Source organism: Ignavibacterium sp. (assembly GCF_025998815.1).
Lineage (GTDB): Bacteria > Bacteroidota > Ignavibacteria > Ignavibacteriales > Ignavibacteriaceae > Ignavibacterium.
Map to the genome: position 1 here is coordinate 1,939,084 of NZ_AP026678.1, position 23,138 is coordinate 1,962,221.

Annotated in this window: 22 protein-coding genes and 1 riboswitch; of the genes, 7 read left to right on the forward strand and 15 right to left on the reverse strand. The window is 34.7% G+C overall.

Going from position 1 to position 23,138, the window contains the following annotated elements; genetic code table 11:
• Nucleotides 1-38: 38 nt before the first annotated feature.
• The 3 genes from fumC to Q0X14_RS08330 are packed head-to-tail and all read left to right on the forward strand — an operon-like array spanning nt 39 to nt 3,087.
• On the forward strand, nt 39-1,430 hold the full coding sequence (gene fumC, locus Q0X14_RS08320; protein ID WP_297836940.1) for a class II fumarate hydratase: 1,392 nt from the start codon (nt 39-41) through the stop codon (nt 1,428-1,430).
• A gap of 35 nt (nt 1,431-1,465) precedes the next feature.
• The gene (gene kbl, locus Q0X14_RS08325; protein WP_297836943.1) at nt 1,466-2,656 is read left to right on the forward strand and encodes a glycine C-acetyltransferase; all 1,191 of its coding nucleotides are present in this window, start codon (nt 1,466-1,468) and stop codon (nt 2,654-2,656) included.
• A 17-nt stretch (nt 2,657-2,673) separates the two neighbouring features.
• Nucleotides 2,674-3,087 (forward strand): hypothetical protein, encoded by a 414-nt coding sequence (locus tag Q0X14_RS08330; RefSeq protein WP_297836945.1) that lies wholly within the window; start codon nt 2,674-2,676, stop codon nt 3,085-3,087.
• A 75-nt stretch (nt 3,088-3,162) separates the two neighbouring features.
• Here Q0X14_RS08330 and Q0X14_RS08335 read toward each other — a convergent pair whose 3' ends face one another.
• A complete protein-coding gene (locus tag Q0X14_RS08335) occupies nt 3,163-4,467 on the reverse strand; it encodes a S28 family serine protease (protein ID WP_297836947.1) in 1,305 nt (434 codons plus the stop codon).
• A 98-nt stretch (nt 4,468-4,565) separates the two neighbouring features.
• Between Q0X14_RS08335 and Q0X14_RS08340 the strand changes: the two genes are divergently transcribed.
• Complete coding sequence (locus tag Q0X14_RS08340) at nt 4,566-5,108, forward strand: O-acetyl-ADP-ribose deacetylase (RefSeq protein WP_297836950.1); 543 nt, start codon at nt 4,566-4,568, stop codon at nt 5,106-5,108.
• A 29-nt stretch (nt 5,109-5,137) separates the two neighbouring features.
• Entirely contained in the window at nt 5,138-6,322 is a 1,185-nt protein-coding gene (locus Q0X14_RS08345; protein ID WP_297836953.1) for an AAA family ATPase, read from the forward strand.
• Between the two features lie 50 nt (nt 6,323-6,372).
• Here the strand turns inward: Q0X14_RS08345 and Q0X14_RS08350 are convergent, their stop codons facing one another.
• From Q0X14_RS08350 to Q0X14_RS08365, 4 genes are all read right to left on the reverse strand, one after another.
• Nucleotides 6,373-6,567: a hypothetical protein gene (locus Q0X14_RS08350; protein WP_297836955.1), complete on the reverse strand. Its 195-nt coding sequence runs from the start codon at nt 6,565-6,567 to the stop codon at nt 6,373-6,375.
• 108 nt (nt 6,568-6,675) lie between these two features.
• Nucleotides 6,676-8,058, reverse strand: a complete 1,383-nt coding sequence (glnA, locus tag Q0X14_RS08355) for a type I glutamate--ammonia ligase (RefSeq protein WP_297836958.1) — start codon at nt 8,056-8,058, stop codon at nt 6,676-6,678.
• A gap of 66 nt (nt 8,059-8,124) precedes the next feature.
• Nucleotides 8,125-9,420, reverse strand: coding sequence for a phosphopyruvate hydratase (gene eno / locus Q0X14_RS08360; protein WP_297836960.1), 1,296 nt, complete (start codon nt 9,418-9,420; stop codon nt 8,125-8,127).
• Between the two features lie 126 nt (nt 9,421-9,546).
• Nucleotides 9,547-10,743, reverse strand: a complete 1,197-nt coding sequence (locus tag Q0X14_RS08365) for a DUF4032 domain-containing protein (protein ID WP_297836962.1) — start codon at nt 10,741-10,743, stop codon at nt 9,547-9,549.
• A gap of 176 nt (nt 10,744-10,919) precedes the next feature.
• Here Q0X14_RS08365 and Q0X14_RS08370 point away from each other — a divergent pair, with 176 nt between their 5' ends.
• Together Q0X14_RS08370 and Q0X14_RS08375 are read left to right on the forward strand one after the other, a co-directional pair.
• Nucleotides 10,920-13,049: a cation:proton antiporter gene (locus tag Q0X14_RS08370; protein WP_297836966.1), complete on the forward strand. Its 2,130-nt coding sequence runs from the start codon at nt 10,920-10,922 to the stop codon at nt 13,047-13,049.
• A 62-nt stretch (nt 13,050-13,111) separates the two neighbouring features.
• On the forward strand, nt 13,112-13,417 hold the full coding sequence (locus Q0X14_RS08375; RefSeq protein ID WP_297836967.1) for a hypothetical protein: 306 nt from the start codon (nt 13,112-13,114) through the stop codon (nt 13,415-13,417).
• Here the strand turns inward: Q0X14_RS08375 and Q0X14_RS08380 are convergent.
• The 10 genes from Q0X14_RS08380 to nrfD all read right to left on the reverse strand — a co-directional run bounded on the left by Q0X14_RS08380 (nt 13,401) and on the right by nrfD (nt 23,132).
• Nucleotides 13,401-14,003 carry a molybdenum cofactor guanylyltransferase gene (locus Q0X14_RS08380; RefSeq protein ID WP_297836968.1) on the reverse strand — a complete coding sequence of 201 codons (603 nt, stop codon included), beginning with the start codon at nt 14,001-14,003 and terminating at the stop codon, nt 13,401-13,403. The genes Q0X14_RS08375 and Q0X14_RS08380 overlap by 17 nt on opposite strands.
• Nucleotides 13,988-15,190, reverse strand: a complete 1,203-nt coding sequence (gene glp, locus Q0X14_RS08385) for a gephyrin-like molybdotransferase Glp (RefSeq protein ID WP_297836969.1) — start codon at nt 15,188-15,190, stop codon at nt 13,988-13,990. The genes Q0X14_RS08380 and glp overlap by 16 nt, the downstream gene beginning before the upstream one ends.
• Nucleotides 15,191-15,285: 95 nt before the next feature.
• Nucleotides 15,286-15,786 carry an MOSC domain-containing protein gene (locus tag Q0X14_RS08390; protein ID WP_297836971.1) on the reverse strand — a complete coding sequence of 167 codons (501 nt, stop codon included), beginning with the start codon at nt 15,784-15,786 and terminating at the stop codon, nt 15,286-15,288.
• Nucleotides 15,787-15,795: 9 nt separating this feature from the next.
• Nucleotides 15,796-15,927: a hypothetical protein gene (locus Q0X14_RS08395; protein ID WP_297836973.1), complete on the reverse strand. Its 132-nt coding sequence runs from the start codon at nt 15,925-15,927 to the stop codon at nt 15,796-15,798.
• Nucleotides 15,905-16,381 carry a cyclic pyranopterin monophosphate synthase MoaC gene (gene moaC / locus Q0X14_RS08400; protein WP_297836974.1) on the reverse strand — a complete coding sequence of 159 codons (477 nt, stop codon included), beginning with the start codon at nt 16,379-16,381 and terminating at the stop codon, nt 15,905-15,907. The genes Q0X14_RS08395 and moaC overlap by 23 nt, the downstream gene beginning before the upstream one ends.
• Nucleotides 16,378-17,373, reverse strand: a complete 996-nt coding sequence (gene moaA, locus Q0X14_RS08405; RefSeq protein WP_297836976.1) for a GTP 3',8-cyclase MoaA — start codon at nt 17,371-17,373, stop codon at nt 16,378-16,380. Before moaA ends, moaC begins: the two co-directional genes overlap by 4 nt.
• Before the next feature lie 112 nt (nt 17,374-17,485).
• The gene (locus Q0X14_RS08410) at nt 17,486-18,010 is read right to left on the reverse strand and encodes a chromate transporter (protein ID WP_297836978.1); all 525 of its coding nucleotides are present in this window, start codon (nt 18,008-18,010) and stop codon (nt 17,486-17,488) included.
• Entirely contained in the window at nt 18,007-18,324 is a 318-nt protein-coding gene (locus Q0X14_RS08415) for a carboxymuconolactone decarboxylase family protein (protein ID WP_297836980.1), read from the reverse strand. Before Q0X14_RS08415 ends, Q0X14_RS08410 begins: the two co-directional genes overlap by 4 nt.
• 161 nt (nt 18,325-18,485) lie before the next feature.
• A riboswitch (molybdenum cofactor riboswitch) is annotated at nt 18,486-18,744 on the reverse strand.
• An 18-nt stretch (nt 18,745-18,762) separates the two neighbouring features.
• The gene (locus Q0X14_RS08420; RefSeq protein WP_297836982.1) at nt 18,763-21,978 is read right to left on the reverse strand and encodes a molybdopterin-dependent oxidoreductase; all 3,216 of its coding nucleotides are present in this window, start codon (nt 21,976-21,978) and stop codon (nt 18,763-18,765) included.
• Nucleotides 21,975-23,132: an NrfD/PsrC family molybdoenzyme membrane anchor subunit gene (nrfD, locus tag Q0X14_RS08425; protein WP_297836985.1), complete on the reverse strand. Its 1,158-nt coding sequence runs from the start codon at nt 23,130-23,132 to the stop codon at nt 21,975-21,977. Before nrfD ends, Q0X14_RS08420 begins: the two co-directional genes overlap by 4 nt.
• Between the last annotated feature and the right edge of the window lie 6 nt (nt 23,133-23,138).

The following is a 23,138-nucleotide window of genomic DNA, read 5'->3' on the forward strand; positions in this document are numbered from 1 at the left end:
GATTACAGTAATTTTTTAACCATTCAGGGAGAACCGCAATGAACTACCGCATTGAAAAAGACACAATGGGTGAAATCCAAGTTCCATCCGATAAATATTACGGTGCACAAACCGCCAGATCTTTAATGAACTTCAAAATTGGTGGCGACAGATTTCCAAGAGAATTGATTCGTGCACTTGGCATTCTTAAAAAAGCGGCTGCAATGACTAATAAAGAGTTGGGAACACTTCCCGCAGAAAAAGCTGACTTGATTATTAAAGCTGCTGAAGAAGTAATTGAAGGAAAACTTGATGAACACTTCCCTCTTGTAGTTTGGCAAACAGGTAGCGGAACCCAAACAAATATGAATGCTAATGAAGTAATTGCAAATCGTGCAATCGAAATGGCTGGTGGTGAACTTGGAAGTAAAAAGCCAATTCATCCAAATGATGATGTAAACAAAGCACAATCATCAAATGATACTTTTCCAACCGCAATGCACATCGCAGCAGTTGAGCAAATTCATCATCGCTTAATTCCAATGGTTACAAAACTCCGCGATGCTCTTCAGAAAAAATCAGAAGAATTCAAAGATATAATAAAGATTGGAAGAACTCATTTGATGGATGCTGTTCCACTTACACTTGGTCAGGAATTCGGTGGTTATGTTCAGATGCTAACAAATGGATTGGAAAGAATTGATGCTGCACTTCCGAGATTATATGAACTGGCTTTGGGTGGAACTGCAGTTGGCACAGGTTTAAATACTCATCCGAAATTTGCAGAACTTTCAGCGAAGAAAATTGCTGAGATTACCGGACTACCCTTTGTAACAGCCAGAAATAAATTCGAAGCACTTGCAACCCACGATGCTTTAGTTGAATTTCACGGAGTGTTAAAAACATTAGCTGCTTCGCTTATGAAAATTGCAAATGATATCCGATGGCTCGGCTCTGGTCCACGCTGTGGTTTGGGAGAACTTCATCTTCCGGAAAATGAACCCGGAAGCTCAATCATGCCAGGCAAAGTTAATCCAACTCAAAGTGAAGCAATGACAATGGTTTGTGCACAGGTTTTCGGAAATGATGTTGCTGTTAATATTGGTGGTGCGAGTGGAAACTTTGAGTTAAATGTTTTTAAACCGGTAATAATTTTCAATGTACTTAATTCAATCAGATTATTATCCGATGCTTGCGAAAGCTTTACTGATCACTGTGTTGTTGGAATTGAAGCTAATGTGGATAATATCAAAAAGCATGTCGAAAATTCTCTGATGCTTGTAACAGCTTTAAATCCTGTGATTGGTTATGACAATGCAGCTAAAGTTGCAAAGAAAGCCCACGCAGAAAATAAAACATTAAAACAGGCAGCAGTAGAATTAGGTTTACTTACTCCGGAAAAATTTGATGAAATAGTTCGTCCGGAAAAAATGATTGGTCCGAAAGCATAATTAAATTCAAAACCAAATCAGATAGCGAGGACTAAATGACTTCAGAAACAAAATCATATTATAGAAATATTCTCGAAAGCATAGAGAAAGAAGGTCTTTATAAAAAAGAAAGAATCATAACTTCTCCTCAACGAGCTCATATCGAAGTGATGCACACACAAAGTGTATTGAATATGTGTGCTAATAATTACCTTGGATTGGCAGATAATCCGGAATTAATTAAAGCAGCGAAAGATAGTCTGGACAAATGGGGATTTGGACTTTCATCAGTCAGATTTATTTGCGGCACTCAGGAAATTCACAAAGAGCTTGAAAGAAAAATTTCTGAATTTCTTGGACAGGAAGACACTATTCTTTACACATCATGCTTTGATGCAAATGGTGGATTGTTTGAAACTCTCCTTGGTGAAGAAGATGCAGTTGTAAGTGATGAATTAAATCACGCAAGCATTATTGATGGAATAAGATTATGCAAAGCGCAACGCTATCGTTACAAAAACTGCGATATGAATGATCTTGAAGCAAAATTGAATGAAGCCAGAGCAAATAACGCTAAAAATATTCTTATCGCTACAGATGGTGTTTTTTCGATGGATGGTTTCATAGCACCATTAAAAGATATTTGCAATCTTGCTGAAAAGTATGGTGCAATGGTAATGGTTGATGATAGTCACGCAGTTGGATTTATGGGTAAGCATGGTAAAGGTACTCACGAATACAATGATGTAATGGGAAAAGTTGATATAATTACCGGAACTCTGGGAAAAGCTCTGGGCGGCGCAAGTGGTGGTTATACTTCTGCAAGAAAAGAAATTGTTGATTTACTCAGACAACGTTCAAGACCTTATTTATTTTCAAACACTGTTGCACCTTCAATTGTAGCCGCTTCAATTAAGGTGCTTGATATGCTTTCTTCAACAACTCATTTACGGGATAAGCTTGAAGAGAATACAAAATATTTCCGTGATAAGATTAAAGCTGCAGGATTTAATATTAAAGAAGGCGTTCATCCAATTGTTCCGATAATGCTTGGTGATGCAGTTCTGGCTCAGCAAATGGCAGCCAAACTTCTTGATAAAGGTGTTTATGTGATTGGTTTCTTCTATCCGGTTGTTCCAAAAGGAACTGCAAGAATTCGTGTTCAGATTTCTGCAGCACATTCAAAAGAAGATTTGGATTTTGCGGTTGAAAAATTCTCTGAAGTAAAAAAAGAAATGGGTATATAAAATTGAAAGGAGATTTCTTGAAACATTTAACAGTGGTTCTACTAGCCGTAACATTTTTGTTTCTTGCTTGTTCAGATGAGAAAAGTTACAAAACACCTGAAGCTGCCGTCAAAGCCAATGCTGAATTTATGAATGAAGAAAATTTTGATGGTGTAATGTCAACTATTCATCCTGAAAGTCAATCGTACAAAATGACGGAAAACCTGGTTAAAAAAATCTTTGAGACTTATGATTTAAGCTATAAGATAGAAGAGATAAAAGTAATTGAACAAAAGGATAAAGAAGCCAAAGTCGAGTTTGTGCAATTAACTACAAAGATTAAAGGACCGGAATTTAAGAACAACCGGACTTTTGGGATTCATACACTAAAGCTGGATGGTGATTCGTGGAAAATATTTTCAACAGAAGTAACTGACCTGAAATTTCTTTAATCTTTAATAAAAAAGGAGCGAGCAAATTACTGTAATCTGTTCGCTCCTGATTTGTTCTTTAAACTAATTGAATATTCATCTTTCAATTTTAATATCAAGCCATTCTTCAAGTTTATTATAAATCATTTCCCTTTCGTTTTCCGGAAAACTTTTTATTCTTGTTCTATGCGAACCATTTGGAAGAACCATTTTTAATGAATTTGTTTTACCTGTAAGACAAACTCCTGTTGAAGTCCACGGATCATTTCCACCATAAATGAAAATAAAATTGTTCGCTTCATTCTCTACCCAATGAGAAATGTCTTTCATCGGCTCGGGATTAAATTTTAATTGAAGATTATCGGGAATGAAAAACGGAGTATGTCCATCGGCGTATTTCAGATATTGTTTAAATGGTTCAACATCATAACCATAATAACCATACTCAGTATAACATTGATAGAAAAACGGATAGATTGAAGTTATATCTTTATCCGAGAAATAATCTACACCACTGTTTTTTTTGAAGTGCTCGAATATCTCTTCTTTTGAAAAAGTTGAATCAGGGATTTTACTGCAATCACCATCACTCCATTGCCAATATGCAAAAGAATATTCCAACACGGAGTATTCAAAAGCTTTTTCACTTCCAACAATATTATAGCTCAAATTTTCTTTTTCAGCATTTTGTAAAAACATCGGATAAAAAACATCTCGCTTTTTAAGAATCATTTCCTGAAAGTCGTGGACTTTTTTTCTGCATTCTTCGGTAGAAACATTTTTTAACCATTCATAAACTCTTTGGTCTTCAGGTGAGCGATTGATTGGAGCAACATAAGCAACAGTTGCATCAACATCATTAGGATAAAATCTTTTGTGAAAAATAACAGTTGAACCACCTTTACTTATTCCGGTTGTTATCCATTTACTTTTATAAAACTCTTTCAGTTTCTGAATTATTCTGTGATGATCTGCCGCCGCTTGTTTAATATCAAGATATTTCCAATCAAACGGTTCCGACACTGATTCACCGAAATATCTGTGCTCAACAATTATCTGATTGCAATTTAATAGTCTGCTTAATTCATTGGGTCTGTTTCCAACTGAGTAACCATCAAGCTCAGCTACCATTGGCAGGTCTTCATCTTTGTGTGATAAGAAAAACTGCTGTTTAAATTTCGGACTATTCGGATTGAAATGGTCTATTGGCTGTTCAATAAAAATTTCATAAATCTCACTAAACATTTCATTCGATTCAAGTTTTTTAACTGTTAAATCCGGCTGCGATAATAACCACTTATAAAGTTTACTCTCTTGAAGAGTAGTTTGTTGCGTTGCACTGCAGCTGATTAATATAAATATCATCAAAAAATAAGCTGAAATAATGCGAAGAGATTTCAATTTAACTTCTCCTTTTATTTAGATAATTTTAACCGTAAAAATTTTGTGAGCTAACTTAAGAAATCTTCATAACATTTTTTTATAACACGCGAAGAGATATGAAAGCAATAATTTCATTATATAAAGGTGATATCACAAAATTAAAAGTTGATGCAATCGTAAATGCAGCAAACCGTTCACTGCTTGGTGGTGGTGGAGTTGACGGAGCGATTCATCGGGCTGCTGGTCCTGAATTACTCGAATTCAATCGAAAGCTCGGTGGTTGTGAAACGGGTGAATCAAAAATTTCTCCCGGTTTCAAACTACCTGCAAAATATATTATTCACACTGTCGGACCTGTTTGGCAGGGAGGCAAAAGCAATGAAGACAGCTTGCTTGAAAACTGTTATTTAAATTCACTAAAACTTGCTGTAAAAAATAAAATAAAGACAATCGCATTTCCTGCAATCTCAACAGGAGTTTATGGTTTCCCTCTGGAGCGTGCAACTAATATTGCAGTAAAAAGAGTTATAAAATTTTTAGAAAATGATGATACAATTGAAAAAGTAATCTTTGCTTGCTTTGATGAAAGAACTTATAAAGTTTATGAAGCTACCTTGAAATCAGAAAAAATTCCGTTTGAAATTTACTCAATGGATTGAGTAAATTTACTCAGTCAATTGAGTAAATTATGTACCAGAGAAAACAACTTGAAATCTTAGAAAAAAGAATATTTGAGAGAAAAAATCTAATTCAGGTTATTACAGGTCCGAGACAAGTTGGAAAAACAACGCTCGCCAATCAACTAACAAAAAAGGTGAATATTCCTTTTCATTTTGTTTCAGCAGATGCTGTGCCTTCATCTAATTCTTTTTGGATATCTCAACAATGGGAAATATCACGAGCAAAATTTAAAAATTCCGGGTCAAAAATATTTTTATTTATTATTGATGAAGTTCAAAAAATAAATAACTGGAGTGAATACATTAAGAAAGAATGGGATAAGGATCGAAGGCAAAATATTAATTTAAGAGTTATTTTACTTGGTTCTTCAACTCTTCTTGTGAACAAAGGTTTAAGCGAATCTTTGATGGGTAGATTTGAAATTATTCAACTCCCGCATTGGTCACTTTCTGAAATGCACGATGCCTTTGGATTTACTCCTGAACAATATGTTTATTTCGGTGCTTATCCTGGCGCTGAACATTTGATATCTGATGAGACCAGATGGAAAGATTACATTAGGAATTCTATTATTGAGCCAACTATTTCTAAGGACATACTTCAACTTACCAACATACAAAAACCGGCTTTACTCAAAAATCTTTTCGAGCTTGGCTGCGCATTCAGTGGAGAGATTCTATCTTACACAAAAATTCTAGGTCAATTAACCGACGCCGGCAATACTACAACTTTAGCGCAATATCAAAAATTATTGGATGAAGTTTGGTTATTGAGTGGATTACAAAAGTTTTCGGGCTCTAAAATCAAATCTAAATCTTCACCACCTAAATGGATTGTTTATAACACTTCCCTTTCTTCGGTTTATGATGAGTTATCTTTCGAATCGGTTAAAAATAATCTGGTGCGTTGGGGTAGAAAAGTTGAGCAAGCTATCGGAGCTTATTTAATTAATTCGGCAAGAGTAAATAACTTTAATGTATTCTACTGGCGTGAGGTGAACGACGAAATAGATTTCTTGATCCAGAAAAATAAGACTATTATTCCAATAGAAGTCAAATTAGGGAAAGCGAAATCGCACAAGGGACTAATAAACTTTTCTGAGAAGTTTAGTACCAAAAAATCGCTTCTAATTTCTGATGATGGTTTAAAGTGGCAGGAATTTCTAAAAATGGATATAGTTGATTTATTCTAAAGATACTCAATGGATTGAGTAAATTTACTCAACCCACTGAGTAAAATGAATTAATGATTTGCAGAGGGAATTTTATCAGCCCCATCAAGTTTACCAGTTAATTTTTGCGGTGAGTGAATAAGAATTGGTAAACATCTCGAACATATAAATGCTTTCTTACCAGCATAATTCAGGTTCACTAAAGGTATTTCATTTTCAGTAACATTACAGTTTAAACAATGATTTAATTCTTTTTCTTCCTTCATGTTTACTCCATTTATTTTAATGAATTTTTAATTGCGGCTTTGCGTCGTAAGTTGAAATTTGGTTTAGTTTAATTCAACGTAGTAACGCTGAGAGCGCAAAGTTTGGAATTATAAATTAAAATACATTTTATATTCAAATGGATGAGGCATCGTACCAATTGAATGAATTTCCTCATTTTTGGTTTTTATCCATTGCTGCAGTAATTCATCAGTAAAAATATTACCACGCCTCAAAAAATCATTATCTATTTCGAGAGCATCAAGTGCTTCTGCAAGATTGCGAGGAAGAAAATGAATTTTATGAACATCATCTCCTTCAAGAAAATTTTTATCATACGGACCAAACCCTTCCTTAACCGGATCAATTTTGTTTACTACTCCATCAATTCCTGCAAGCAACATTGCAACAAGACAAAGATAAGGATTTGCGGTTGCATCAGGTGGACGATATTCAAATCTGGTTTCCTGTGGATTTGAAACATACTTTGGAATTCTGATTGCACCTGCACGATTTCCCATTCCATAAGTCAAGGCAACAGGAGCTTCAAATCCGGGAACAAGTCGTTTATAAGAATTAGTGCTTGGATTTGTAAATGCTGATAATGCTGGTGCGTGTTTCAACATGCCACCGATAAAATATCTTCCCAACTCACTGAAATTTCCATATTCACCTTTTTTGTAAAAAAGATTTTTTCCGTTCTTAGTTATGTAGAAATGAAGATGCATTCCGTTACCTGCCTGCTGATACATTGGTTTGGGCATAAAAGTTATGTAAAGACCTTTTTGCTTTGCAAAGTTGAAAAGAATGTATTTTGTTGTAATTATGTTATCAGCAGTTGTTAATAAATCAGCGAAGTAAGTTTCAATTTCCTGCTGACCTCTTTCACCGACTTCGTGATGATGGTATTTTACATTTATTCCCTGTGCTTTAAGAAGTTTGCAAGCTTCATCTCTGAAATCATCATATTCATCAAATGGATTTGCTGCGTGATAAGCTTTTTTGTAAAATTCTTCGGCGTGTTCAACACGGTAATATGAAGATGCTGTTCTTGTATCATATTCAACTTTGGAAAAAATATAGAATTCAAATTCTGGACCCCACCAAGACTTATCAGCTCCGGTGATTTCTTTAAGTAAACCCTCGGCTTTTTTAGCAAGATATCTTCCATCCTGACTAAATGGAGTTCTCTTCTGATCAGTAAGAACGATGTGAGAATAAAAACTAAGTGTTGGGGCATCACGAAAAGGATCAATACGGGCAGTTTCAAGATCAGGGACAAGAATCATATCACTGTTTTCTACTTTTTTAAAACCATAACTCGAACCATCAAAACCAACTCCTTCGGTTACTAACTTTTCAAGAATATTGTCATAATAAGGAAGAGTAATGTGATGAAGTCTTCCTGTTAAATCGTTTGCTTTAAGATCAATAAACTCAATTTTATTCTTTTTAATTATCTCTTTGCAGTATTGGATTTGTTTTTTATTCATAGATGCACCTGAAATTTTTATTTAAAGACAAAAATGCCCGACCATATTCAGTCGGGCTTAAGAATTTTAACCGTTGTAATTCAAAGCTGATAATCCCGGAAATACAGCAGTTGTGTCAAGTTCTTCTTCTATTCTTAATAGCTGATTGTATTTTGCGATACGATCTGTTCTTGAAGCCGAACCTGTTTTTATCTGTCCTGCATTAGTAGCAACAGCGATGTCTGCAATAGTTGTATCTTCGGTCTCACCGCTGCGATGACTTATCACAGAGGTATAGCCATTAATTTTTGCAAGTTCAATTGCATCCAGAGTTTCAGTCAAAGTTCCAATCTGATTTACTTTAATCAAGATTGAATTTGCAACACCAAGTTCAATTCCTTTGGCAAGTCTTTCTGTGTTAGTAACGAACAAGTCATCTCCCACAAGCTGAATTTTGTTTCCAAGTTTTTCGGTTAACAACTTCCAACCATCCCAATCATCTTCTGCAAGTCCATCTTCAATTGAAACAATTGGATATTTACTTGCCCAATCAGCCCAGTAATCAACCATTTTTTCAATAGGAATAATTTTATCGGGGGCAGATTTGAAAAGATGATAGGCATTTTTTTCTTTGATAAAGAATTCGCTGGCAGCAGGATCCAGTGCGATAGCAATTTCATCACCAACTTTATAACCTGTTTTGTTTATTGCCTCGAGAATAACTTCAATAGCCTCTTCATTTGATTTTAGATTAGGTGCAAATCCACCTTCGTCACCAACGGCTGTATTGTATCCTTTGCTTTTAAGTACTGACTTCAAAGCGTGAAATGTTTCAGCACCCATTCTTAATGCTTCAGCAAAATTTGGAGCACCAACAGGCATAATCATAAATTCCTGAAAATCAACATTATTATCAGCGTGCTTTCCACCATTAAGAATATTCATCATAGGAACAGGAAGAGTTTTTGCATTCACTCCACCAATGTATTTGTAAAGCGGAAGTCCAAAAAATTCTGCTGATGCTTTTGCGCAAGCGAGCGAAACACCAAGCATTGCATTTGCGCCAAGATTGGACTTGTTTTCAGTTCCGTCAAGAGTAATTAAAAGATTATCAATTGCAACCTGATCAGTGGCATCAAAATCAATTAATTCTTCTGCAATTTTTTCGTTTACATTTTCAACTGCCTTAAGAACACCTTTTCCATTGTAACGATTTTTATCTCCATCACGAAGTTCAACTGCTTCGTGTTCACCGGTTGAAGCTCCACTTGGAACTGCTGCTCTTCCCACAACTCCACTTTCAAGTGCGACTTCAACTTCAATTGTAGGGTTTCCTCTTGAATCGAGTATTTCTCTTGCCCAAATATCAACTATGGTAGTCATTTTAATTCTCCTGTTTCTGTTTGTTCAAATTTATTTTTTTTGCTTTTCAAAATTACCGAAAGACTGTTTAGAATAGAAACGAAAAGCACTTAAGTAAGTGGTATCAGACACATCAACAAATTAATTTTAAAGATTATATCTTTGTGGAAAAATCTTTGCTAATCGTTTAATAAGATTATCAACCAATCTGGTTATTGAAGACTGTTCCTGATTTGAGTATCTCTCGCAATAACTTTTTATAGCGAATGATATTCCCACATCTTTATTCTGTTCAAGACTTACATAGTATTTGTGCGCCATTATATCAACATAAAGTTTTAGAGAATTTGTTTTGGGAAATAAATCAAACAGTTTAAGCTGATTGAATTCGTTAATTGTTGGCTCATAAATATTTTTAATCCAGTCTTGAGCAGCGTCTTTCATATCAATTTCTCTTGAAGCTTTCTCACTCAGGTACCATTTGTGTTCTTCAATTTGTTTAATTATTGAATCGAGTGAATACTGATCAGAAATTTTATAGAAATGCTTTTTAACTTTTAATCCGGTTAGTTTTTCAAAATTTTCTGTTTTAATAAGAAGAGATAAATGCTCAGAATAACTTTTATGAAAAAATTTTTTATCCTCTTCAATAATGGTTAAGTTCTTTTTTCCTGTTAAAGCATCATTTACTTCTTCTATGGATTGAATAAATTTATTTAAATCATCCTGCTTCTGATTCTCAGAAATATTTTTCAAAAAGTTAACTGTTTCAGCATCAGCAAGAAATGCTTTCAGTTCTGTAAATGTTCTGCCATTTTCATCTTTAAGCTTTATAAACTTTACCAGAATATTTGCTAAAGAAGCATCGCCCCAATAGATATTGTTGAAATGCAAATTTGCGATAAGCTCTGCTGAAGCTTCATAAATTAGTTTTCGGTTATGCTCAGTAAAGCCCCAACCGAACAGGATTGAATGCGGAATTGATTTTTCTTCAAGTAATGTAATCAGAAAAGCCAGCACATTATCAGGATCGGAATTTTTCATAAATAAATTCTTTTTATAAAAAACATATCCAACAGGACGCAATGCATGTATTCCATTCTGTAAAAGCTTAATCAGTGATTCATTTTCAAAATAAGCACTTATTGGATTTGTCTGCTTAATTGCAAAAGAAAAATTTTTTGTTCTTATAAATCGAATCAGATGTTTCGAAACTCCTTTTCTGACATCAAGAAATTTTATTTCACTGGAATCCCACTTTTCAAGTGGTTGATTCCATGGCAAATCAATCAGTTCCTGTTGATACTCAGGATTCAAATTTATAACAAGATTTTTCTTATCCATTTAATACTTTTGTTTTATTCATAATTCGTTTGCAATATATTCAAAAGAAATAAAAGATAATTTGATGAAGAATTAAATAATTGTGAAAAATAAAAATCTCCTTTTTAAGTCTGATTATTAAAATGAAATTAAGGAATTAAAAACTTATTTTTGAAACGAATAATTTAAGGTAAATTTTGCACACAGAAATTCTGACATTATTATTACAATTATTTGCTCTGTTATCTCTGGCAAAAATATTAGCTGAAATTGCTCAGAGGTTTAACTTACCAATAGTTATTGGTGAAATTTTTGCAGGAATAATTTTAGGACCATCCTTACTGGGGAATTTTCAGTTTTACAGGGATTATTTTTTACCGAATCAAAACTCTGTTAATTACCTTGATGTATTTGTACTCATTGGCTCAATGCTTTTACTATTCATTGCAGGATTGCAAACTGATGTTAAGCTATTAAGACATTATTCAAAAAATGCATTTATCATTACTATTTTATCTTTTAGCACCTCTTTTCTATTTACATTTATATTTGTTCAATTCATATCACCAAATCTTCTTTCCGGATTTGAAAAAAATTTATTTCTCTCTCTCTTTGTATCATCCACTTTAGCCATATCTGCAATATCTGTTGTTGCTAAAGTATTAATTGATTTAAACTTCATACGAAGAGACTTTGGCCAGCTTGCGGTGGCAATAGGAATGATTGATGAAACAATTATATGGATAATTATTTCTGTGCTTTTAGGTTTCGTTACTGCAACTGAATTTTCTTTCAACTCGATTTTATATTCAGCAATAAAGGTAATAGGATTTATTGCTGTTGGAACAATTTTGGGGAAATATCTGGTAAGCAAATTTCTAACTCTTACACAAAATATTCTGAAGCTAAAGTATAAATTTCTCTCACTAACCTTTTTGACAATTTTTCTTTTTGGATTGATTGCTCAGTTATTGAATCTTGAACCTGTGTTAGGAGCTTTTATTGCCGGATTAATATTTTCCCAAATTCCCGGAGTGCTTGATGATACAATCGATAAAGTTGAAAGTGTAACTTTCTCAGTATTTGCACCAATCTTTTTTGCTTCTGCTGGTTTAAAAGTTGACATAAGAGATTTTGCTAACCTTAACATATTAATTTTCAGCTTATTGATTACTCTTTTTGCATCATTGGGAAAAGCAATCGGTGCTTATTTAAGTGCGCGTTTCCTATCGCAGTTCAAGCATTGGTTGGCATTAAGTCTAAGTATAAGCCTGAATACGAGGGGAACTATTCAAATAATTATTGCTACAATCGGATTAGCAACCGGAATAATATCACAGGAAATTTTTTCCGCAATTATTATTGCTTCTGTTATCAGTTCCCTTTCAGCCCCAATTTTGATGAAGTTTGTAATTAAAAAAATTGAACCAAGTGAAGAAGAAATATTAAGGTTAAAAAAGGAAGAGACTTTTCAGAAAAGCATCCTTTCCAAAATTAATCGTGTACTAGTTCCTGTAAGATTAAGAAGTGATTTTAATGTAGCCAATATAAAAACTATTGAGACCAAGCTTCTGGAAAAAATAAACTCCAAAAAATCTCTCATGGTTACTTTGTTGACTGTAGTATCTGAAAATGACAAAACCACTGCACAAAATTTCCTTAACAACCTTCAATCAAAACTTGAAACATTAAAAGTAGATAAAAAAATAATTGTTTCAGAAAAACCACTGGAAAGTATTTTAGAGAATTTAAAGAATGGCTACGACTTGTTAGTCGTCGGCGCAACCGAAAAGATGAACATTAACGATTCTGTTATAAATCCATTTATAGATAACCTGATAAAATTAGCGCCTTGTTATTCATTGATAATCAGCAGCTCCGTCAAATTTCAAGATAAAAACTTAAGGAAGATACTTGTTCCCGTTGATGGTTCATTGGCTTCGAAAAGAGCTGCTGAACTTGCCTTCTCTTTTTCAGATCCGGAAACCGATGAAGTGCATCTTCTAAGAGTTATAGAAAGAAAATTACACAATGAACAATTGATACCCGACCACACAATGTTTGAGCGTCAATATGAGTACGCAAAAGCAATATTGGATTCGATTAAAGAAATAGGAGAATCGTTTCAGATTAAAACTTTTACAAGAATTGAAGTGGGCGAAAATCCGGAAGATGTAATTTTAAGAGCTGCTAATGAATATCAATTTGATTTGGTTGTCTTAGGGACTGAAATTAAACCAGGTACTGATAAATTGTATCTTGGTCCTCGCGTTGAAAGAATACTGAACAATTGTTCCTGCCCTGTTGCAGTATTCAACTCGCAATAATGTTTTTTGAAACTTCATTTTATATCCTTCATCAAACTGAGAGTAAAAATTAGGGAGTTTGTATGTCAGTTGATGAGATTGTTTCATCTGTAAAAGCAAATCCGTTTATAAAACTAACTAAAGAAGAGCTTGATATTTTTCTCGCTTGTTCAACTATAATTAAAGAAGCTGATACCTGTCTTTCTGATTTCATCCGGATTTTAAAGTACAATGACGAAATTTTCGTTCAGGAAGTATCTGATAAGAATGAAATACTTTTGAGAAAAATGAATTCCTTAGAAGATGCGGAACAATTCTTCAAAGAGAGGATGGATTTTTACGATAGAAAATGGGATGGCTGCGGTTGTAAGATTAATTATTATGAATGAAAATTTTTTTTAGTTTTTCAAAATCCTCCGGTCTGTTCACATTGAAAAATAATTCATCTTTATAAAAGGAAAGTTTTTCGGGATGGATGATTTCTGCTTCAACAGTTTTCAGAAAATGATGGAATGACTTATCACTAACCTCAGTAGTTGAAATAAAATTTTCAACTTCACTCAAAATTACTTTCGAATAAACTCCAACCAACGGCTGATGATAACCGGCAGCTTCGCAAAAGACAATCGGTTTTTCACATTTGTAATTAACAATGTATTCAACCATCTCACGACTCATTAAAGGAACATCACAAGAAAGCACAAATATTTTTTCCGTTGCTGAGTGAACAAGTGCCGAATGAATTCCTGCGAGCGGTCCTTTCCATTTATAAATATCTTCGAAAATTGGAATGTTAAGAAATTTATATTCGTCAGGCGAGTTCGTAATTATTATAACTTCTGAAAAAATGGATTTCATCAGATCAGAAATTCTTTCGATGATTGTTTGGTTACCAATCTTAAGAAACGATTTGTTCGTTCCCATTCGAGAGCTTTTACCACCAGCAAGAATGACTCCGGTTATATCAGAATACATTTCACTTTTTCTCCTTTTTTTGGATTCATTCTATCTTCTTCAATTTCTATCAGACAATTCGCACGACTCATCTCAACAAGATTTCCGGATGACTGCGAAAATTCTGAAGTGACTTTCCACTCGCCGTTTTCTTCAAATAAAATTCCGCGTGAGAAGTGGCGCTTTCCATCTTTTTTCTTTAAATCATTCTGCAATGTAGCCGTCAATAAATTCATTTCATTTTGTTTAAATAAAAAATCAATCGCCGGTTTGATGAATACATAAAAATTAACCAGCGATGATACCGGATTGCCGGGCAGACCAAACACTAAAATTCTACGTTCATCTTTTTCATAAACTCCAAAGTAAATTGGTTTACCGGGTTTGATGTTCACTTTCCAGAATTTTTCTTTCACACCTTGTTCTTCAAAAACTTCTTTCAGAAAATCGTATCTGCCAACTGACACTCCACCAGTTGTTATGAACAAATTAATGTCCATTTCCAAAGCGGCTTTTACTTTTTGTGTTATAATTTCTTTATCATCTTTCGTGAAACCAAGATTGATTACCGTGTGATTCATTTCTTTTATTGCAGAATAAAGAGAATAAATGTTCGAGACTCTTAATTTGTCGCCCTCTGGTTTTTCATTGATTGGAATTAATTCATCGCCGGTTGCGAGAATTGCAGCTTTTAATTTTGAAAAGACTTTCACTTTATCTTTTCCACAGCTTGCAAGTACAGCAATTGTCTTTGCATCAATTTTTGTGAAGCTATGGATTGCAATTTCGTTTTTCCTCAAATCATTTCCTTGTGTGCGAATGTTCATTCCTTTTTTGATGAAAGCATTCGGTTGCAGTTTTAGTAAATCACCTTCTACTTCAACATCCTCAATTGGAATTACAGTATCAGCATTTGCCGGAAGTTTACTGCCAGTTGTTATCATAACTGCATCATTCTCAGTAAGATTGAAAGCAGAATAATTTCCCGCTGAAATTTCCCCAATAATTTTCCATTCTTTTCTGTCAGAATATTTGATAGCATATCCATCAACTGCCGAATTATCAAACGGAGGCAAATCAACATCAGCAATTACATCTTCTGCAAGAATACGATTGAATGATTCATAAATATCAACTTCTTCTGTGTGAAGAGTTAATTTTTCAATTTCGTGTTTAATTATTTCAAGTGCTTTATTATAATTTATCATATTTCTCCTTTGCGTTCCTTCGTGAAAATCCTTTGTGTTCCGTCAGCTGACGGATCGTGGTAAAAAATATTAACCACAAAGGAACACTAAGTGCATCACAAAGTCGCACTAAGTATTCTAATTTCATCACCAATAAAAATTTCTCCGCCACGAATTACTTTTGCAAAAATTCCTTCGCGCGGCATTACACAATCACCAACTTTAAAGAAGATTGCACACTTACTGTGGCATTCTTTCCCAATCTGTGTTATTTCAAGCTCGGCTTCTTTCCCGATTCTCATTCTTGTTCCAACTTCTAACTTTGGAAGTTCAAGGAATTCTGTTGTAATGTTTTCTGCAAACGCACCGGGACGAAGATTTGGTAATCCTTTTTCTCTCATTTTATCAATACTTTCCAATGCAAGAAAACTTATTTGTCTGTGCCAGTTGCCGGCGTGAACATCACCTTCAATTCCAAAGTTTTCAATCAATTTTGCCGATTGAATATTCGTTTTCGGAATTCCTTTCTTCTTGCTGATAGAAATCGCGATTATTTTTCCCGATTGATTTGTACTCTTCAATTCGATCAGGGATTCTTTTATATCATAATTATTCATAATTAACCTTTAAATTTTTTCTCTTTGTGATACTTCGTGAATACCTTTGGGTACTTCGTGGTTAAATCTTTTAATCCACCACAAAGGGACACCAAGTACAACACAAAGGAACACGAAGTTATTTAGTAAAATAATTCCCACTTTTACCTCCAGTCTTATTCAGCAATTTAATTTCGCTGATTATCATTGATTTATCAATCGCTTTACACATATCATAAACAGTTAAAGCTGCAATTGATACTGCTGTCAATGCTTCCATCTCAATTCCCGTTTGTGCATTTGTTTTTGCAAAAGATTTTATCTCGACAGTTTTATTTTTTGAGTTCAGCTTCAACTCAACATCTATTTTGGAAATAAAAATATTGTGGCAAAGCGGAATCAATTCGCTTGTTTTTTTAGCAGCTTGAATTCCGGCAAACTTTGCAATTGAAAGGACATCCCCTTTTTGAACTGTGTTGTTTTTAATTGCATTAATAATTTCTTTCGATACTTTCACTTCAGCAAAAGCTTCCGCTGTTCTGGTTGAAATTTCTTTTTCAGAAACATCAACCATTTCTGCTTTGCCTTTGCTGTTTACATGTGATAATTTTTTCATCCGCCGATACTCATCATATTATTTTGATTTAGTGTTGCCAATTCATCCGCACTCGGATGTTTCAACCATTTTGACTGCAGTGTACTTTGAATAAACCTAACAATTTCGTCATCTGAAATTGATTCATCTGCTAATAAAGATTTTAAACTTACTTCAGATGGATTTGAGAAGAGACAGTTTTTAATTTTTCCGCTTGCTGTAATGCGCAGACGATTACAACTATCGCAGAAATGATCTGAGATTGAACTGATAAATCCGACTTTTAATTTGGATTCATTAACAAAAAAATCTTTTGAGATTTTTCCATCGCTTTCAATTTCCGTCAGAGAATATTTTTCTTCTATCTGAGATTTCATTTCACTCCAGCTTAAAAATTTCGAATCATCCCATTGATTTCCAGTGAATGGCATATACTCAATAAACCGAAGTGTGATTGGATATGATTTGAAATATTCTACGAACTTAATCAATTCATCATCGTTTATGTTTTTGATTATAACAGCATTAACCTTTACTGATTTGAAATCAAGTGAAATTGATTTTCGAATGGCAGTAATTGTTTCATCAAAAAAATCTTTACCGGTTATTGCAATAAATTTTGTTTTGTTCAAAGTGTCGAGACTGATGTTGAGTCGCTCAACTCCATACTTTTTTAACCCATCAAGTTTATCAAGCAAATGAGTTCCGTTGGTTGTAATTCCAATTTCAAAATCATATTGCTGTTTGAGAGAAGAAATCATTTCAAAAAATTTCATTATATCTTTTCTGATTAGCGGTTCGCCGCCAGTGAAACGAATCTTCTTAACTTCCAAATCTTTGACAAGGACTTTAATTAAGCGATATAATTCTTCATAAAAGAGAATTGATTTGTTCGATTCATACTTTGCAAGTGTGTTCGATGGATTGCAGTAAATGCAGTTGAGATTGCATTTGTCAATCAGTGAAATGCGAACGTAATCGTGAATTCTGTTAAAGTTGTCTCTTAATTTCATATTATTTTTTTACCACAAAGAGCACAAAGTTCTTCACAAAGGAACACGAAGATTTTTCTTTGTGATACTTCGTGCCATCCTTTGTGATACTTCGTGGTTAAATGTCTTTCCTTCATAAAATAACTATCCCAATAATAGCTGCAATCAGCACAACATACGCCGGATGAAGTTTGAAAAAGATTATTAATGCAGCACCGACTGCAAGTAACACAAACTCCTGCAAATGATTTCCGTTCTTAACAGCATACTGATACATAATTGCCGCAATCATTCCGATTACAGCGTACTTAATTCCGTTGAATGCTTTCGTTACCAGAATATTTTTTTCATAGATCGAATAGACATAAGTACTCAACAGAATTAATATAGCCGGTGTAAAAATGTTGCCGAGATTCGCAGCAACAACTCCAAGAATTCCGGCAGTTTTGTAACCGGTATAAGTTGCAAACTTTATTGAAATTGCTCCGGGGAAAATTTCAACCATTCCGAGCACTTTTAGAAATTCATCGTGAGTTAACCACTGATGATTTTTCACAACTTCTTTTTCAATCAACGGAATTAATGAATAAGCTCCACCGAAAGAGAATGAACCAACTTTGATGAACGCCCAGAAAAGATTGACCAGACTTTCAATCATTTTTTACTCTCGATAATATCATCAATCCAGCTTAGCGCAGCCATCATTGATGGAAGTCCGATTGTAGGTAATGAAAGTAATGCAACTTGTCTCATTTCTTCTGGTGTGCATCCAGCTTTCAAAGCTTTGCGTGCGTGTGAATGAACCGCTCCTTCTAATCGCGCACCGGTTGAAATTGCAAGTTTAATGAGTGCACGGGTTTTTTCATCCAACGGTCCGGCTGCGTGAACCGCATCGCCAAGTGCTTCGTATGCTTTTGCAACATTGGGATAATCCTCTGTGAATTTCTGAAATCGTTTTGGTATTTGTGACATTGTAATCTCCAATATTTTTATTGAATAAAAATTTTTTATATCCACTTCGAGTTCCTTCGTGATGAACTTAGTTCCCTTTGTGGTAAAAAAGATTTAACCACAAAGGGAATAAAAAACCCCGCTTTGCACTTGCGGGGTTTAAATTGTGATTATCAATTTAAATCAAAAAAGTAAACTCTCCTTTGCAAAGCGTCCCATCGAATTAAATCGACGAACTGGCAGGCAAAACCGTTTCCGGATTTACCCTGTCGGTTGATAAATCTTGAAGTTATTTTTACCACGAAGTCACACAATAGATCCGTCAGCTGACGGACACAAAGGACACAAAGTATTTTCATTGTGTTCCTTTGTGATGAACTTAGTGTTCTTTGTGGTTAAACAAATCTTTTTAGACTCATCAACTCGGAGAAAAATATTTTAAAGAACTAATTAAAGTTATTAAACTTTTACAAGTTTAACCATCGTATCATAAAACGAAACGCTACCACCAACAGGATCAATCATACAGGTGTTATTTCGTAATGATGAATCCGTCCACATTGCAGCGTTCGCGTGTAAACCTTTTGCTCTGCGAGGATCACCTTTAATTGTTTCGCCATCAACTTCAAAGTCTTCAGAGCCAGTTGCCCAGTGTCCGAAGCCAAGTACAAAAGAAACCACTCCAGGTCTCATTGTTTCAGTTAAAATTGCTTTACCAACTATATCTTTAGTTTTTCCATTTTTAAAGTTCCATTTGCCTTCAGTATTAGTTGCACTGACAACTCTTACTTTATCATCTTTACTAATGCCAAGTTTAGCGGCATCCTTAGGATTAATGAGAATTCCATTTTCAGGCATAATTGGTAAAAGCCAATATGCAGCGATTGTCCTAGATTTTGTCTGAGTAACAGTTCTATGTGTGATTAAGTGTAAATCGTAACCTTCTGAGATTTTATCAACACTCTCATGAGCGTAGTTCATTATTGGGAGATACTTTGCATATCCATAATAATGCTTTCCGGTTGCAGCATATTTCTTCGTTGCCGTTTTTTCCTGATAAAGATTAAGCAACGCTGCATAACGATGTTTAAGTTTATCGCCATCGAAAGATTTATCGTATTCCTCAAATCTACCGCCTCTGTTCAGAATATAAACCACTTTACGCCAATTCTCCTCGCCAACAACTTTTTTCCATCTCTGTTCATCAAACACAGATTTATCAAGATGTCTGCGGGCTTTTGAAAATATTTCAAGTTCTCTTTCGTTTGCATCTGGCACGGGAGACTCGGTATAAGCAAGATTTGCAATTGCTCTCAGATAAAAATCATCAGGTTTGGTTATATCCAATCCTTCGCCAAGAGCATTCTTACCAAATGCTTTTAATCCAAGTTTTTCATTCAAAGCCATAAACAATGCTTCAAGACTGCAAGGAATTTCTTCGCCATATACCTTTACTTTTTCGGGAATAGGAGAAATAACCGGCTGACGAACATTTTCAACTTTTGCAGGCATATTCGGATGCGAACCCTGGAACTCCCATCTTTCAAGATATGAAAGGTCAGGAAAGATATAATCAGCATACATTGATGTTGAACCAATTATTATATCGCTGCAGAAGAACAAAGGAAGCTTATTAACATCTGCAAGAACCTCAATGTTTGTGTGTCCGGCTGGAAGCGCATAAGTAGGAGCTCCCATATAAAAGAACAAAGCTTTTACTGGATATGGATAAGCATCGCCAATACTTGGAATAATTTCTTCATAAATGTCCGATGAAAGAGGATACCAGTTTCGTTTTGCAGGATAGCCTTCAAAGATTGTTGTTTTATCATAATCAACACCGTGACGAATTGAGCTGATACCAAATGCAGGAATTTTACCTTTCGTTTTTTTCAGATCAAAAAGACCGCCTTTCGAACCATCATATTTATAAGTAGCAGCTTTAGACATTCCACCAGCCCAATCGTAATTCCCAATTAACATATTTAAAGACATCCAGCTTAAAACATTATAGAAACCATTTGTATGTTGTGCCGGACCTCGATGAATATCAACAGCAGCTTGTTTACCATAACTTGTTAACTCTTTTGCAACTTCAATCACATCATTCTCATTAACACCTGCAATTTCGCACCATTTACTGATTGAATTTTCTTCCGATGATTCTTTAAGAATCTGCAAACCGGATTTTACTTTTACTTTTTTACCTTCTTTATTTGTTAATTCTGTATCAACGAATAAATCACCGTAAACCGGATTCTTTTCATCATTTGGATCAACCCAGGTCGGTTTGCCATTAACCATAACAACAAGAAATTTTTCATCATAATCGTGGTCATCATACTTTCTTTTCTCAGGAGCTTTCAATCCAAAATCGGCAGCTCGAATTAATTTACCGGGTTCGCCGTCTTTAATTTCAACAAGATATGGAGCGGTTGTCCAGCTTGTTTCATTTGTTTCAATAGCTGCGGCTTTGTTTGCATTACGTAAGAACTTTTCATCAAAGCGATTGTTATTAATTATCCATTGAATCATCGCAAGAGCAAGAGCAGCATCAGTACCTGGTTTAATTGGTAACCATTTATGAGCTTTACTTGCTAGTTTAGAAAATCTTGGATCAGCAACTGCAATTTTTGTATAACCCTTTGCAAGGTTTTCTGTTAAACGAACTGTTCTGTTTGTTGGTCCATAATTAGCCTCAAATAGGTTAGCGCCGACAAACAAAACATATTTCGCGTGTTCAAGATCTGCCTGCCAGTAAAATTTTTGACCGCCAGTGAATTTTCCGCCTTGATATTGTTCGCTGATTGCTTTGCAGGTAAAGTATAATGAGCCCTGACAAACAGTTGTATGTCCGTGTAAGTTTGTTGTCCCGAAAGCGGATTGAAAACGAGAGAAGAAGTCTTTTCTTCCGTTTTTCAATCTACCAAAAGCCATAACGAATTGATTATTTTTTGGTCCCAAATCAGGATGATCGGGATCAATTAGTTTATCAAGATTATCTTTATGTTTTTCTTTGAAAGCTTTAACAAGTTCTTGTTTCTTTGCTTTATCTTTTTCATCCCAAATAGCTTTAATATCTGTGGCCATAGCTTTGGCAACTTCAGGATCACGCAAAGCCATAATATCTTTCAAACCTTCAACTACGCGATTTTCTTCTCCGGGAACATTCGCAAATAATTTTCCGCCTTCAACAATTTCCTGAATCGCTTGCTCAAATGGAATTGTAATCCATTTGTTTTCACCTCTTTTGCCTGCGCGTTTTAATACTTTTCTAATCCGATATGGATCGTAAGCAATTTGAACACCGGCTTGACCTTTAGGACAAAGAGCGCCGTCAATTCTTGCTGCTTCATCAATGTCAGTCTTCATTGAAAGATGAGGAACCATTGTCCAAGGGTTGTACGGATTGCCATCAATCTTTGCAAGAACTCCATCCTGAATTTTAGCTTTTATTCCGCAACCGGTGTTACAATTCAAGCAAACCGAGTAGATAATATTTTCGGGATCGTTGAACGGATAATCAACATCCGGTCTTTTACTTTTAATAATCATTTGCTGAGTTTGAGCTGAAGCTTTTTCGCCAGCAAAGATTGATGCGAGAGCACCACCGCCAAGTAAAGCTCCTTTTGCTAAAAAACTTCTTCTTGATTTATCTATTAATTCCTGTTTCATAATTCTGTTCCTAATTTCTTTTTAGTGAATTGCGAAAGAAGTTTTATTCCGAAATAAACCAACGCAACACCAAATGCACCGATGAACAGAGCAATAAGGTATTCATTCAATGTTGCCGAGTAATCGAACCTTAATCTTTCGTGATAGAAAGCCTCTTTTAATCCTTTAAGTTCTGCTACGGCTTGTCCCGGAATTAAAATATTTAATCTTGCAGAAACAAAAGTTACAGCAACAATAAAAGCTCCGGTTCCAACCGTCTGATATGTTTTACCCTTTAATAAAAGATAAAGTGCTACTAATGCTCCACCTAAGTGAACAAGCCAGAAAACCCACCAGAAAGGACCAAACAAAATAAGTTCAACAGCTTCCCGAATGTGTGAATTGGGTGACCAAAAGACTAAACTGTACTCTGCAAATTCTGCGACAAAGTAAAAAATAATTCCACCAATTATTGTGTATCTGAGCATCTTGAATGGTTGATGTGTTAAATCGAATTCTTCGTAATGTAAAAATGTGTAAACGAGCAGCAACACAGCTCCTCCGGATGTGATTGCAGAAACCAAAAATAAAATTGGCAGCAATGGAGAACTCCAGAATGGTTTTGCATCCACAACACCAAAAAAGGCTCCACTTTGACTTGGGAATGCAATAGAAAATAAAAACCCCAAAGCCATTAAAGGAAGAATCCATCTTTTCTTATCGTGAAAATCTGTTTGTTTTTCTTTATTCAAAGTCAGATAAAAAATCACCCCGGCAGTAATGATAAAAAATGTGTACATCCAGGCATTGAATGCCATCATTGAACCGAAGTTTGGAGCATAAAGTATTCTTGTAAATCTGAAAGGCTGTCCGAGATCTAACCAAATAGCAAACAAACCTGTGATTACAGATGCAACGGAAACAATAATTACAACTCTGAAGTTTTCTCTGAATCCTGTTAAATTAAAAATATAACCCAGGGTTCCCAGTGCAAAGACGCCACCGGCAATTCCAACAAAATGAAAATAAAGTGCAACCCACAAACCCCACGGAATATAGCTTCCATAGCCAGCTAATCTTTCACCGGTAATGAATTTTAGAATTAATGCTATGAATCCGATAGTAAAAACTACCATCCAGATTCTTGATAAATTTTTATAAGTTCTTTCTAACATAATTAA

Excerpts from the sequence above, each read along its gene's own strand:
- Q0X14_RS08420 (WP_297836982.1), bottom strand. The coding sequence starts at position 21,978 with ATGAAACAGGAATTAATAGATAAATCAAGAAGAAGTTTTTTAGCAAAA.
- Q0X14_RS08390 (WP_297836971.1), bottom strand. The coding sequence starts at position 15,786 with ATGAATAATTATGATATAAAAGAATCCCTGATCGAATTGAAGAGTACA.
- Q0X14_RS08345 (WP_297836953.1), top strand. The coding sequence starts at position 5,138 with ATGTACCAGAGAAAACAACTTGAAATCTTAGAAAAAAGAATATTTGAG.
- Q0X14_RS08415 (WP_297836980.1), bottom strand. The coding sequence starts at position 18,324 with ATGTCACAAATACCAAAACGATTTCAGAAATTCACAGAGGATTATCCC.
- eno (WP_297836960.1), bottom strand. The coding sequence starts at position 9,420 with ATGACTACCATAGTTGATATTTGGGCAAGAGAAATACTCGATTCAAGA.
- moaA (WP_297836976.1), bottom strand. The coding sequence starts at position 17,373 with ATGAAATTAAGAGACAACTTTAACAGAATTCACGATTACGTTCGCATT.
- Q0X14_RS08340 (WP_297836950.1), top strand. The coding sequence starts at position 4,566 with ATGAAAGCAATAATTTCATTATATAAAGGTGATATCACAAAATTAAAA.
- Q0X14_RS08350 (WP_297836955.1), bottom strand. The coding sequence starts at position 6,567 with ATGAAGGAAGAAAAAGAATTAAATCATTGTTTAAACTGTAATGTTACT.
- moaC (WP_297836974.1), bottom strand. The coding sequence starts at position 16,381 with ATGAAAAAATTATCACATGTAAACAGCAAAGGCAAAGCAGAAATGGTT.
- kbl (WP_297836943.1), top strand. The coding sequence starts at position 1,466 with ATGACTTCAGAAACAAAATCATATTATAGAAATATTCTCGAAAGCATA.
- Q0X14_RS08410 (WP_297836978.1), bottom strand. The coding sequence starts at position 18,010 with ATGATTGAAAGTCTGGTCAATCTTTTCTGGGCGTTCATCAAAGTTGGT.
- fumC (WP_297836940.1), top strand. The coding sequence starts at position 39 with ATGAACTACCGCATTGAAAAAGACACAATGGGTGAAATCCAAGTTCCA.
- nrfD (WP_297836985.1), bottom strand. The coding sequence starts at position 23,132 with ATGTTAGAAAGAACTTATAAAAATTTATCAAGAATCTGGATGGTAGTT.
- glnA (WP_297836958.1), bottom strand. The coding sequence starts at position 8,058 with ATGAATAAAAAACAAATCCAATACTGCAAAGAGATAATTAAAAAGAAT.
- glp (WP_297836969.1), bottom strand. The coding sequence starts at position 15,190 with ATGATAAATTATAATAAAGCACTTGAAATAATTAAACACGAAATTGAA.
- Q0X14_RS08380 (WP_297836968.1), bottom strand. The coding sequence starts at position 14,003 with ATGTATTCTGATATAACCGGAGTCATTCTTGCTGGTGGTAAAAGCTCT.
- Q0X14_RS08365 (WP_297836962.1), bottom strand. The coding sequence starts at position 10,743 with ATGGATAAGAAAAATCTTGTTATAAATTTGAATCCTGAGTATCAACAG.
- Q0X14_RS08375 (WP_297836967.1), top strand. The coding sequence starts at position 13,112 with ATGTCAGTTGATGAGATTGTTTCATCTGTAAAAGCAAATCCGTTTATA.